This is a genomic window from Streptomyces sp. NPDC029169 (assembly GCF_055563935.1).
The window spans coordinates 143,698-155,602 of sequence record NZ_JBVHXA010000020.1; the positions used below are offsets into that span (position 1 = coordinate 143,698).

The 11,905-nt window shown below is 71.5% G+C and carries 12 protein-coding genes; 11 read left to right on the plus strand and 1 reads right to left on the minus strand.

The genetic code is table 11. The annotated features are described in order from the left end of the window. Window positions 1-90 precede the first annotated feature (90 nt). The 10 genes from ACZ4VI_RS30460 (at window position 91) to ACZ4VI_RS30505 (ending at window position 8,167) form a co-directional block, all read left to right on the plus strand. The gene (locus ACZ4VI_RS30460; protein ID WP_468004419.1) at window positions 91-1,005 is read left to right on the plus strand and encodes a Rossmann-like and DUF2520 domain-containing protein; all 915 of its coding nucleotides are present in this window, start codon (window positions 91-93) and stop codon (window positions 1,003-1,005) included. Beyond that, window positions 1,002-2,024 (plus strand): pantoate--beta-alanine ligase, encoded by a 1,023-nt coding sequence (panC, locus tag ACZ4VI_RS30465; protein WP_468004420.1) that lies wholly within the window; start codon window positions 1,002-1,004, stop codon window positions 2,022-2,024. The genes ACZ4VI_RS30460 and panC overlap by 4 nt, the downstream gene beginning before the upstream one ends. A 19-nt stretch (window positions 2,025-2,043) precedes the next feature. After that, window positions 2,044-3,738, plus strand: a complete 1,695-nt coding sequence (locus ACZ4VI_RS30470) for an L-aspartate oxidase (protein ID WP_468004422.1) — start codon at window positions 2,044-2,046, stop codon at window positions 3,736-3,738. After that, window positions 3,735-4,754, plus strand: coding sequence for a carboxylating nicotinate-nucleotide diphosphorylase (gene nadC / locus ACZ4VI_RS30475; protein WP_468004424.1), 1,020 nt, complete (start codon window positions 3,735-3,737; stop codon window positions 4,752-4,754). The genes ACZ4VI_RS30470 and nadC overlap by 4 nt, the downstream gene beginning before the upstream one ends. Continuing rightward, entirely contained in the window at window positions 4,754-5,560 is an 807-nt protein-coding gene (locus ACZ4VI_RS30480) for a type III pantothenate kinase (RefSeq protein WP_468004426.1), read from the plus strand. The genes nadC and ACZ4VI_RS30480 overlap by 1 nt, the downstream gene beginning before the upstream one ends. A 174-nt stretch (window positions 5,561-5,734) precedes the next feature. Continuing rightward, a complete protein-coding gene (locus tag ACZ4VI_RS30485; protein WP_468004451.1) occupies window positions 5,735-6,367 on the plus strand; it encodes a hypothetical protein in 633 nt (210 codons plus the stop codon). Window positions 6,368-6,381: 14 nt separating this feature from the next. Then, window positions 6,382-6,558 carry a hypothetical protein gene (locus ACZ4VI_RS30490; protein WP_175439017.1) on the plus strand — a complete coding sequence of 59 codons (177 nt, stop codon included), beginning with the start codon at window positions 6,382-6,384 and terminating at the stop codon, window positions 6,556-6,558. Between the two features lie 109 nt (window positions 6,559-6,667). Then, a complete protein-coding gene (locus ACZ4VI_RS30495) occupies window positions 6,668-7,150 on the plus strand; it encodes a BlaI/MecI/CopY family transcriptional regulator (protein ID WP_468004428.1) in 483 nt (160 codons plus the stop codon). 9 nt (window positions 7,151-7,159) lie between these two features. After that, window positions 7,160-7,687 (plus strand): amino-acid N-acetyltransferase, encoded by a 528-nt coding sequence (locus tag ACZ4VI_RS30500; RefSeq protein ID WP_468004430.1) that lies wholly within the window; start codon window positions 7,160-7,162, stop codon window positions 7,685-7,687. Between the two features lie 144 nt (window positions 7,688-7,831). Beyond that, window positions 7,832-8,167 carry a histone-like nucleoid-structuring protein Lsr2 gene (locus ACZ4VI_RS30505; RefSeq protein WP_468004432.1) on the plus strand — a complete coding sequence of 112 codons (336 nt, stop codon included), beginning with the start codon at window positions 7,832-7,834 and terminating at the stop codon, window positions 8,165-8,167. Here ACZ4VI_RS30505 and ACZ4VI_RS30510 read toward each other — a convergent pair. Further along, a complete protein-coding gene (locus ACZ4VI_RS30510; protein WP_468004434.1) occupies window positions 8,146-8,796 on the minus strand; it encodes an SCO3374 family protein in 651 nt (216 codons plus the stop codon). The two genes, ACZ4VI_RS30505 and ACZ4VI_RS30510, sit on opposite strands and share 22 nt — an antisense overlap. A 462-nt stretch (window positions 8,797-9,258) precedes the next feature. On the opposite strand from ACZ4VI_RS30510, the gene ACZ4VI_RS30515 reads away from it, so the two are divergent. Further along, complete coding sequence (locus ACZ4VI_RS30515) at window positions 9,259-11,784, plus strand: ATP-dependent Clp protease ATP-binding subunit (RefSeq protein ID WP_468004435.1); 2,526 nt, start codon at window positions 9,259-9,261, stop codon at window positions 11,782-11,784. Window positions 11,785-11,905 lie beyond the last annotated feature (121 nt).

Here is an 11,905-nt window from a genome sequence, read left to right on the forward strand (position 1 = left end):
GACAGTCACGGAGGAGCGCGAAACGCTGGCGTAGCATGACCAGAAATCGTCCGGTACCCCCCGCGGACTGGAACGGAAGGCCGTTGCCGCGTGAACCATCCAGCAGAACCCCGAGCGGAAGACCGACCCGCGCGACTCACCGTCGGAGTCGTCGGAGCCGGCCGGGTGGGCCCCGCGCTCGCCGCCGCTCTCCAGCTCGCGGGACACCGCCCCGTCGCCGTCTCCGCGGTCTCCGACGCGTCCCGTCGGCGCGCCGCGACGCTGCTCCCGGACGTGCCGATCGTGCCGCCCGCCGAGGTGCTCGCCCGCGCCGAGCTGGTGCTGCTGACCGTTCCCGACGACGCCCTGCCCGCCCTGGTCGAGGGCCTCGCCGAGACCGGGGCCGTACGGCACGGGCAGCTGCTCGTGCACACCTCCGGGCGGTACGGCGTGAAGGTCCTGGACCCCGCCCGCCGGGCCGGCGCGCTGCCGCTCGCCCTGCACCCCGCGATGACCTTCACCGGCACGTCCGTCGACGTCCAGCGCCTCGCCGGCTGCTCCTTCGGGGTGACCGCGCCCGAGGAGCTGCGCCTGGCCGCCGAGGCCCTGGTCATCGAGATGGGCGGCGAGCCCGAGTGGATCGCCGAGGACGCCCGCCCGCTCTACCACGCGGCCCTCGCGCTCGGCGCGAACCACCTGGTCACCCTGGTCGCCCAGTCCATGGAGCTGCTCCGTACGGCCGGGGTCGCCGCCCCCGACCGGATGCTCGGCCCGCTCCTGGGCGCCGCCCTGGACAACGCCCTGCGTTCGGGTGACGCCGCCCTCACCGGCCCCGTTGCGCGCGGTGACGCCGGTACGGTCGCCGCGCACGTCGCCGAGCTGCGCAAGCACGCGCCCGGCACCGTCGCCGGCTATCTGGCGATGGCCCGCACGACCGCCGACCGGGCGCTCGCGCACGGCCTGCTCAAGCCCGAGCTGGCCGAGGATCTACTGGGCGTGCTCGCCGACGGGGAGATCAACCGATGAGCCGCAGCGCCGAGCTGATCCACACGCAGGACGATTTGGACTACCACCGGGACCACGCGCCTCGTGGTCCCGTCGCCGTCGTCATGACCATGGGCGCCCTCCACGAGGGCCACGCCACCCTCATCCGCACCGCCCGCGAGCGGGCGGGCCGCAAGGGCACCGTCATCGTCACCGTCTTCGTCAACCCGCTCCAGTTCGGCGCCGGCGAGGACCTCGACCGCTACCCCCGCACGCTGGACGCCGACCTGAAGATCGCCGCGGAGGCGGGCGCGGACGTGGTGTTCGCCCCGTCCGTCGACGAGGTCTACCCCGGCGGCGAGCCCCAGGTCCGGATCAGCGCCGGCCCCATGGGCGAGCGGCTCGAAGGCGCCTCGCGGCCCGGCCACTTCGACGGCATGCTCACCGTCGTCGCCAAGCTGCTCCATCTCACCCGCCCCGACCTGGCCTTCTTCGGCCAGAAGGACGCCCAGCAGCTGGCCCTGATCCGGCGGATGGCCCGTGATCTGAACTTCGCCGCGGAGATCGTCGGCGTGCCGACCGTCCGCGAGGCCGACGGCCTCGCCCTCTCCAGCCGTAACCGGTACCTCTCCGCCGGCGAGCGCCGCACCGCCCTCGCTCTCTCCCGCGCCCTGTTCGCCGCGAGCGACCGGCTCGCCGCGCAGCACGCGCTGCGCGCCCGTGCCGACTCCCTGCCCGGTGCCCAGAACCGCGCCGGGACGCGCGCGGAGGGGCTCTCCCGGCTCGGCGAGGCCCGCGCCGCCGCCGATGCCCACGCCGTCGCCCAGGCGTCCGAGAGCGGCGGCGCTGATGCCGTACGGGCCGCTGCCCGCGCCGTCCTCGACGAGGCGGCGAAGGCCGAGCCGCCGCTCGTCCTCGACTACCTCGCCCTCGTCGACCCGGCCGACTTCACCGAGGTCGCCGACGACCACGACGGCGACGCGATCCTCGCCGTCGCCGCGCGCGTGGGCACGACGCGGCTGATCGACAACATCCCGCTGACCTTCGGAGCCACCAAGTGACCGGAATCGGAGCCACCAAGTGACCGGAATACGGCTGCACGCGCCCGCGCCCGGCTGGTCCATCGACGCAGACGTCGTCGTGGTCGGCTCCGGCGTCGCCGGGCTGACCGCCGCCCTGCGCTGCACCGCCGCCGGGCTGCGTACGGTCGTCGTCACCAAGGCCCGCCTGGACGCCGGCTCCACCCGCTGGGCGCAGGGCGGCATCGCCGCCGCGCTCGGCGAGGGCGACACCCCCCAGCAGCACTTGGACGACACCCTCGTCGCGGGCGCCGGGCTCTGCGACACCGAGGCCGTCCGGCTGCTTGTCACCGAGGGCCCCGACGCCGTCCGCCGGCTGATCGCCACCGGCGCCGACTTCGACAAGAACGACGCCGGCGAGATCGCCCTGACCCGCGAGGGCGGCCACCACCGCCGCCGGATCGCGCACGCCGGCGGCGACGCCACCGGAGCCGAGATCTCCCGCGCCCTGGTCGAGGCGATACGGGAGCAGGGTGTGCGCACCATCGAGCACGCCCTCGTCCTGGACCTGCTCAAGGACGAGGAGGGCCGTACGGCGGGTGTGACCCTGCACGTCATGGGCGAGGGCCAGCACGACGGCGTCGGCGCCGTCCACGCCCCCGCCGTGGTCCTCGCCACCGGCGGCATGGGCCAGGTCTTCTCGGCCACCACCAACCCGGCCGTCTCCACCGGCGACGGCGTCGCGCTCGCCCTGCGCGCCGGGGCCGAGGTCTCCGACCTCGAGTTCGTCCAGTTCCACCCCACCGTGCTCTTCCTCGGCGCCGACTCCGAGGGCCAGCAGCCGCTGGTCTCCGAGGCGGTACGGGGCGAGGGCGCCCATCTCGTCGACGCGGAGGGGGTCCGCTTCATGCTCGGGCAGCACGAGCTGGCCGAGCTCGCGCCCCGCGACATCGTCGCCAAGGCGATCATGCGCCGGATGCAGGAGCAGGGCACGGAGCACATGTACCTGGACGCCCGCCACTTCGGCGCCGAGATGTGGGAGCACCGCTTCCCCACCATCCTGGCCGCCTGCCGGGCCCACGGCATCGACCCGGTCACCGAGCCCATCCCGGTCGCCCCAGCGGCCCACTACGCCTCCGGCGGAGTCCGCACGGACCTGATGGGCCGGACGACCGTCCCAGGGCTCTACGCGTGCGGTGAGGTGGCTTGTACGGGCGTTCACGGAGCCAACCGGCTCGCCTCGAACTCGCTCCTGGAGGGCCTGGTCTTCGCCGAGCGGATCGCCGAGGACATCGCCACGCTCGGCCCGCACCGCGAGGGCCTCCCGGTCGTCTCCACCACGGCCTCCGTGCTGCCGCTGCTCGAACCCGAGACCCGGGTCCGCATCCAGCGGATCATGAGCGCGGACGCCGGAGTGCTGCGGTCCGCGGCGAGCCTCGGGGACGCCGCCGACGCCCTGGAGGCGCTGAGCCTCACGGCGGCGGAGGACCACCAGGGCAAGGCGGCCGAGCCGGGCGTCGAGTCCTGGGAGACGACGAACCTCCTGTGCGTCGCACGGGTGCTGGTCGCCGCCGCCCTGGAGCGCGAGGAGACCCGCGGCTGCCACTGGCGCGAGGACCACCCCGAGCGCGCCGAGGACTGGCGGACCCATCTGATCGTGCGCCTCACCTCGGACCGGCGGCTCGTGGTCCGCCGTACCGCCACCGCAGACTTTCCCTCCGTCACCCCCGAAGCCCCCAGGGAGCCGCAACCGTGAGCACGCCCGAAGAAGCCCGTCCGCAGCCTGTGGACGTCCCTCTGATCCAGATCAGCGCCCCCGCCGAGGACGCGGGCGGCTGCGGTGACGGCTGCGGCTGCGCCGACGGCGACGAGGTGTACGAGTGCGGGCTCGACCCCGCGCTCGCGCAGCTCCTCGCCGACGCCGGGCTCGATCCCGTCCAGGTCGAGGACATCGCCCACCTGGCCATCGAGGAGGACCTCGACGGTGGCGTGGACGTGACGACCGTCGCGACCGTCCCCGAGGACGCGATCGCCACGGCCGACTTCACCGCCCGCGAGGCGGGCGTGGTGGCCGGTCTGCGGGTCGCGGAGGCGGTGCTGTCCATCGTGTGCACGGAGACCTTCGAGGTCGAGCGGCACGTCGAGGACGGCGAGCGGGTCGAGGCCGGCCAGAAGCTGCTGAGCGTGACCACCCGCACCCGCGATCTGCTCACCGGCGAGCGCAGCGCGCTGAACATCCTGTGCCGCCTCTCCGGCATCGCCACCGCCACGCGCGCGTGGGCGGACGTCCTGGAGGGCACCGGGGCCCGGGTCCGCGACACCCGCAAGACCACGCCGGGCCTGCGCGCCCTGGAGAAGTACGCGGTGCGCTGCGGCGGCGGCGTCAACCACCGCATGTCGCTGTCCGACGCGGCGCTGGTGAAGGACAACCACGTGGTGGCCGCCGGCGGTGTGGCGCAGGCCTTCAAGGCCGTACGGGAGCAGTTCCCGGACGTGCCGATCGAGGTCGAGGTCGACACGCTGCACCAGGTCCGCGAGGTCCTGGACGCGGGCGCCGACCTGATCCTGCTCGACAACTTCACCCCCCTGGAGACCGAGGAGGCCGTCGCGCTTGTCGCCGGCCGCGCGGCCCTGGAGTCCTCCGGCCGGCTCACGCTGGAGAACGCGGCGGCGTACGCGGCGACGGGCGTGGACTACCTCGCGGTCGGCGGGCTCACCCACTCCTCCCCGATCCTCGACATCGGCCTCGACCTGCGCGAGGTGCGGGCCTGATGCTGCTCACCATCGACGTCGGCAACACGCACACGGTCCTCGGGCTCTTCGACGGGGACGAGATCGTCGAGCACTGGCGCATCTCGACCGACCCGCGCCGTACCGCCGACGAGATGGCGGTCCTGCTCCAGGGCCTCATGGGCATGCACCCCCTGCTCGGCGTCGAGCTGAGCGACGGCATCGAGGGCATCGCGATCTGCGCGACCGTGCCCTCGGTCCTGCACGAGCTGCGCGAGGTCACCCGGCGGTACTACGGCGACGTCCCGGCCGTCCTGGTCGAGCCCGGCGTCAAGACGGGCGTCCCGATCCTCACGGACAACCCCAAGGAGGTCGGTGCCGACCGCATCATCAACGCGGTCGCGGCGGTCGATCTCTACGGCGGCCCGGCGATCGTGGTCGACTTCGGCACGGCGACCACGTACGACGCGATCACCGCGCGCGGCGAGTACGCGGGCGGTGCGATCGCGCCCGGCATCGAGATCTCGGTCGAGGCGCTGGGCGTCCGCGGCGCCCAGCTTCGCAAGATCGAGCTGGCCCGCCCGCGCAGTGTGATCGGCAAGAACACGGTCGAGGCGATGCAGTCGGGCATCGTCTTCGGCTTCGCCGGCCAGGTCGACGGTGTGGTGGCCCGGATGAAGCGCGAGCTGGTGGGCCGGGACGGCGACCCGTCGGCGGTGACGGTGATCGCGACGGGCGGTCTGGCCCCGATGGTGCTGGGCGAGTCCGTGCAGATCGACGAGCACGAGCCCTGGCTGACGCTGATCGGCCTGCGCCTGGTGTACGAACGCAACGTCTCGCGCATGTAGGGCGGCGGCTCCCGGGCGCGCTCGCGTGGCGGCATGGCGGCGCCCGCGGGGGCACGGCGGCGGCGCCCGTGCTCGGGCAGGCAGGGCGCCACACCGAGCCGATCGGTAAACGAAATTTGTCCGATTAGCGCGTATTGTCACCTCATGCCCACGCCATACGGATCCCGCGGCGGCATGGCGTTCAGCGCGGACGAGCTGCGTGTGCTCCGACGCGCCCTTGCCACCGCCCTCAACCCCGCCCCCCTTCCGGACGAGGACGTCCAGGACTGTCTGCGCCTCGCCGAATCCGTGGACGACGCCGTCCGCGAGTCCGGCCGGCTGCGCGCGTTCCTCCTCGCCGACCTGGCCCGCTACCGCGAGGCCCTGCCCGGTTCGCTCACCGGCTATCTGGAGCTCCTCCAGGACGCACTCGGCGCCGGTTACGACCCCGGGGCCGACGACCTCGCCGCCCTGCGCGCCCTGCGGTCCGACCCCCGGGCCGCCGGACTCCTGGTGCGCTGCCAGGTCCTCGCCGAACGTTCCGTACGCGCCCGTCTCGCCCGCGTCTCCCAGGCGGTTCCCGTGTCCGTACCGACCCTGCCTCTGCCGTCCATGCCCGTGCCCCGCGCACCCCGGGTCCGGCTGCTTGCTCTCCCCGGCGGCCGTGCCGCCTCCGACGAGCCCAAGCCGCCGTCCGCCCCCAAGCCGTCGACCGCCCCGAAGCCACCCGCCCCCACGAAGCGCCCGGCGCCCAAGCCCTCCGAGGTGTTCCCGCCGCGCCGACGCCCCGTACCCCCGCCCCCGCCCGAGGAACGCGCCGCCGGATAGCTACTCTGGACGGCATGGACTACGTATCCGCGCTCCTGCCCCCCGTCGTGATGGCCGCGTTCTTCATCGGGCTCGTCGTCACGATCGTGAAGAGCCAGGGCGGCCCGAACAAGGCCAAGGAGGACGCGGCCGTGGACGCCGCCCTCGCCCGTGCCGAGGCCACCCGCCAGGCGGACGGCAGCGCCTCGTAGCCCCGCCCGCACCGAAGGACGTACGGCCGTTTTCAGGTCGTACGTCCTTTTTGTTGCGTTTCCTCCGTCAATAGGGGGCCATTCCCGCTTCGCGGACTATGGTGGCCGTGTGCCCCGCCAATTGGGAGAGCTCGAAGACGCCGTCATGACACGCGTCTGGCAATGGAACCGTCCGGTGACCGTCCGGGAAGTCCTGGAGGATCTCCAGCAGGAACGGTCCATCGCCTACACCACCGTCATGACGGTAATGGACAATCTCCATCAGAAGGGCTGGGTGCGCAGGGAAGTCGACGGCCGCGCCTATCGATATACCGCGGTCTCCACCCGCGCCGCCTACTCGGCCGCACTGATGAACGAAGCCTGGGCCCAGAGCGACAACCCGGCCGCCGCCCTTGTCGCGTTCTTCGGCATGATGTCGAGCGAGCAGCGGGACGCCCTCAACGACGCCATCCGGGTCGTGGGCTACAACGCGGCCGAGCCCCCCGCCCCGCCTGCGGAGGAAGCCCCCGGGAGCGCGGGCGCCGGCGCCGCCGTGGGGACGAGCGGGCCCGTCGGCGAGGGTGCCGACGACGACGAGGACGCCGGGCGATAACGTCCCCCCATGCCGTTGCCCTCCACCGCCTCGAAAACCGTCACCGTTCGTCGCGCCCGCACCAGTGATGTCCCCGCCGTACGCCGCCTTGTCGACCCGTACGTCCGCCGGGGCATCCTGCTCGACAAAGCCACCGTGACGCTTTACGAGGACATCCAGGAGTTCTGGGTCGCCGAACGCGACGAGGACGCCGTCGTCGTCGGCTGCGGCGCACTCCATGTGATGTGGGAAGACCTCGCCGAAGTGCGTACTCTCGCCGTCGATCCCGAGTTCAAGGGCGCGGGCGTCGGACATCACGTGCTCGAGAAGTTGCTGCACACCGCCCGTTGGCTCGGGGTGCGCCGGGTATTCTGCCTGACCTTCGAAGTCGACTTCTTCGCGAAGCACGGCTTCGTCGAGATCGGCGAGACTCCGGTCGACGGAGATGTCTACAGCGAGCTCCTGCGTTCCTATGACGAGGGTGTCGCCGAGTTCCTCGGTCTCGAACGAGTGAAGCCGAACACCTTGGGCAACAGCCGGATGCTTCTGCACCTGTGATCGTAACGAGCGTACGGAACCCTATGTCCGAATCGCGCACGTTTCCCGCGTTGCCGGGCTTCTGAACCTCTCCCAGGGGTTTGTGTTTTTCCCGGAAAAGCGGTTTCCTTTCCGCGTACTGCATTTTCGATGAAAGGAAATCCGGTGGCACAGAAGGTTCAGGTCCTTCTTGTCGACGACCTCGACGGCGTCGAGGCGGACGAGACCGTGACGTTCGCGCTGGACGGCAAGACCTACGAGATCGACCTCACCACCGCCAACGCGGACAAGCTCCGTGGCCTGCTCGAGCCGTACACCAAGAGCGGCCGGCGCACCGGTGGCCGCACCGCTGGTACGCGTGGCAAGGGCCGGGTCGCCACCGGTGGCAGCCCGGACACGGCGAAGATCCGCGCGTGGGCCAAGGAGCACGGCTACAACGTGAACGACCGCGGCCGCGTTCCGGCGGAGATCAAGGCGGCCTACGAGGACGCGAACCGCTGAGGAGTCAGCTGCTGAGCGACCGGCCCCTCGGGACGCATCGCCGGCCGCCCTTCGGGGCGCCCGGGGAGACTCTCCTGGGGACGCGCACTCAGCAGCCGCACCCGGTGGCACTCCGCCGCCGCGGCGGCCACGAGCCGTACGAGACAGGGGGCGGCCGCATCCGCCCACGCGGCGGCCCGTAGAGCCGGCAGCGAGGATTCCACCGCGCGGCCCGGCTCCGGCGGGCGCAGCCACACCGCGGCGCCCGGCGCGCCGGAACCGCTCCATCCTGGGGGAACAGGAGCGGTCATCCGGCTGCCGGCGCCCAGCGCGGTGAGGTCCAGCGAGATACCGCCCCATTCCAGCCAGTCGAGCAGCCCCGGCAGCTCCTCCGCGCTTCCCGCGGCGACCAGTAGCCGCATCCGCCGCCCGGCCAGGGCCACCGGCCCCGTGGCACCCGCGCCCGTCCTGCGCAGCACCGCGCGACCGGCCGCGGCGGGCAGCTCCAGGACGTCGAAGCGCAGGCCCGTCACCAGGCCCACGGGCGGTCCGGCCACGGTCTCCCAGCCCAGCCCCTCCTCGTACCAGCGCGCCGTACCGCCGTCGAGCGGCGAGCGGGGCTGCGGCACGCGCCGCGCGGTGGAGAACATGCCCGGGGAACGCCCGCCAGGGCTCCTTGGTTACGCCGTCGGCCACGCTGCGTCCTCGATCCACTGCGCACCGTGTCCGCGTTGGGGGCGTACGGGTGCATTCGGCAGCGCAAGGATGTTCGCCCGTAGCGGAGGGAACGGGGGGGTGCCGCATGGAGTGTCAGTGCGTACGGGTAAGACATTCCTAGTGGGGAGGGGCGACTCGCGGGCTTTGGCGTCTCACGTTCGCCATCGGCGTACTGACGGCACGGGTAACTACTTGGCCTGCGGGAACATCGTCTCGCACCATCGAGTTGGAGCATTTGTCGGCTGTTCGGCAGCAGGTCTCCCCGTAGAGGAGGGGGTGATCCGGACGGATGTCGGCAGTTGGAATGAGCGGTCCCCGCTCGCGGGACTAAGCTGCGGAAGGACAGGGAGGGGATCGACCCCTAACTGACTGACCGCTCTGAGGAGCGATTAACGATGTTCGAGAGGTTCACCGACCGCGCGCGGCGGGTTGTCGTCCTGGCTCAGGAAGAAGCCCGGATGCTCAACCACAACTACATCGGCACCGAGCACATCCTCCTGGGCCTTATCCACGAGGGTGAGGGTGTCGCCGCTAAGGCCCTGGAGAGCCTCGGGATTTCGCTCGAGGCGGTCCGCCAGCAGGTTGAGGAGATCATCGGGCAGGGGCAGCAGGCTCCGTCCGGCCACATCCCCTTCACCCCGCGTGCCAAGAAGGTCCTGGAGCTGTCGCTCCGCGAGGCCCTCCAGCTCGGCCACAACTACATCGGCACGGAGCACATCCTGCTCGGCCTGATCCGCGAGGGCGAGGGCGTCGCCGCCCAGGTCCTCGTGAAGCTGGGCGCCGATCTCAACCGGGTGCGGCAGCAGGTCATCCAGCTGCTCTCCGGCTACCAGGGCAAGGAAGCCGCAACGGCCGGCGGTCCTGCCGAGGGCACCCCCTCGACGTCCCTGGTCCTCGACCAGTTCGGCCGCAACCTCACCCAGGCGGCCCGCGAATCCAAGCTCGACCCGGTCATCGGGCGCGAGAAGGAGATCGAGCGGGTCATGCAGGTGCTGTCCCGCCGTACGAAGAACAACCCGGTCCTCATCGGCGAGCCCGGCGTCGGCAAGACCGCCGTCGTCGAGGGCCTGGCGCAGGCCATCGTCAAGGGCGAGGTGCCCGAGACCCTCAAGGACAAGCACCTCTACACCCTGGACCTCGGCGCGCTGGTCGCCGGCTCCCGCTACCGCGGTGACTTCGAGGAGCGCCTGAAGAAGGTCCTCAAGGAGATCCGTACCCGCGGCGACATCATCCTGTTCATCGACGAGCTTCACACCCTGGTGGGTGCGGGTGCCGCCGAGGGCGCGATCGACGCCGCCAGCATCCTCAAGCCGATGCTGGCCCGCGGTGAGCTCCAGACCATCGGTGCGACCACGCTCGACGAGTACCGCAAGTACCTGGAGAAGGACGCGGCCCTCGAGCGCCGCTTCCAGCCCATCCAGGTCGCCGAGCCGTCGCTGCCGCACACGATCGAGATCCTCAAGGGTCTGCGCGACCGTTACGAGGCGCACCACCGGGTCTCCATCACGGACGAGGCCCTCGTCCAGGCCGCGACCCTGGCCGACCGGTACATCTCGGACCGCTTCCTGCCGGACAAGGCGATCGACCTGATCGACGAGGCCGGTTCCCGGATGCGCATCCGCCGGATGACCGCGCCGCCGGACCTCCGCGAGTTCGACGAGAAGATCGCCGGCGTCCGCCGGGACAAGGAGTCCGCGATCGACTCCCAGGACTTCGAGAAGGCGGCGTCTCTCCGCGACAAGGAGAAGCAGCTGCTCGCGGCGAAGGCCAAGCGGGAGAAGGAGTGGAAGGCCGGCGACATGGACGTCGTCGCCGAGGTCGACGGCGAGCTGATCGCCGAGGTCCTCGCGACCGCCACCGGCATCCCGGTCTTCAAGCTGACCGAGGAGGAGTCGAGCCGCCTGCTGCGCATGGAGGACGAGCTCCACAAGCGCGTCATCGGCCAGACGGACGCGGTCATCGGCCTCTCGCGGGCGATCCGCCGTACGCGAGCCGGTCTGAAGGACCCGAAGCGCCCCGGTGGCTCGTTCATCTTCGCCGGCCCGTCCGGTGTCGGTAAGACCGAGCTGTCCAAGGCGCTCGCCGAATTCCTCTTCGGCGACGAGGACGCGATGATCTCCCTCGACATGTCGGAGTTCAGCGAGAAGCACACCGTTTCCCGCCTCTTCGGTTCTCCGCCCGGATACGTCGGCTACGAAGAGGGCGGCCAGCTCACCGAGAAGGTGCGCCGCAAGCCGTTCTCCGTCGTCCTCTTCGACGAGGTCGAGAAGGCCCACCCCGATATCTTCAATTCCCTTCTCCAGATCCTGGAGGACGGTCGCCTGACCGACTCCCAGGGCCGGGTCGTGGACTTCAAGAACACGGTCATCATCATGACGACCAACCTCGGGACCCGGGACATCTCGAAGGGCTTCAACCTGGGCTTCGCCGCCCAGGGCGACACGAAGTCCAACTACGAGCGGATGAAGGCCAAGGTCAGCGACGAGCTGAAGCAGCACTTCCGCCCGGAGTTCCTGAACCGTGTGGACGACGTCATCGTCTTCCCGCAGCTCACCCAGGACGACATCCTGCAGATCGTCGACCTGATGATCAGCCGGGTGGACGAGCGCCTGAAGGACCGGGACATGGGCATCGAGCTCTCCCAGTCCGCGAAGGAGCTGCTCGCCAAGAAGGGTTACGACCCCGTGATGGGCGCCCGGCCGCTGCGCCGGACGATCCAGCGCGAGATCGAGGACTCGCTCTCCGAGAAGATCCTCTTCGGCGAGCTGCGCCCCGGTCACATCGTGGTCGTGGACACCGAGGGCGAGGGTGAGGCGAAGACGTTCACCTTCCGCGGCGAGGAGAAGTCGGCGCTGCCGGACGTCCCGCCGATCGAGCAGGCGACGGGCGGACCGGGCCCGAACCTCTCGAAGGACGCGTAAGCGTTCCGACTGCGTGACACAGGGGCGGGGGGGGGGGGGGGGGGGGGGGGGGGGGGGGGGGGGGGGGGGGGGGGGGGGGGGGGGGGGGGGGGGGGGGGGGGGGGGGGTGGGGGGGGGGGGG

Coding starts and splice junctions, on each gene's coding strand:
- ACZ4VI_RS30515 (WP_468004435.1), top strand. CDS start 9,259: ATGTTCGAGAGGTTCACCGACCGCGCGCGGCGGGTTGTCGTCCTGGCT.
- ACZ4VI_RS30480 (WP_468004426.1), top strand. CDS start 4,754: ATGCTGCTCACCATCGACGTCGGCAACACGCACACGGTCCTCGGGCTC.
- panC (WP_468004420.1), top strand. CDS start 1,002: ATGAGCCGCAGCGCCGAGCTGATCCACACGCAGGACGATTTGGACTAC.
- ACZ4VI_RS30510 (WP_468004434.1), bottom strand. CDS start 8,796: ATGTTCTCCACCGCGCGGCGCGTGCCGCAGCCCCGCTCGCCGCTCGAC.
- ACZ4VI_RS30485 (WP_468004451.1), top strand. CDS start 5,735: ATGGCGTTCAGCGCGGACGAGCTGCGTGTGCTCCGACGCGCCCTTGCC.
- ACZ4VI_RS30500 (WP_468004430.1), top strand. CDS start 7,160: ATGCCGTTGCCCTCCACCGCCTCGAAAACCGTCACCGTTCGTCGCGCC.
- ACZ4VI_RS30490 (WP_175439017.1), top strand. CDS start 6,382: ATGGACTACGTATCCGCGCTCCTGCCCCCCGTCGTGATGGCCGCGTTC.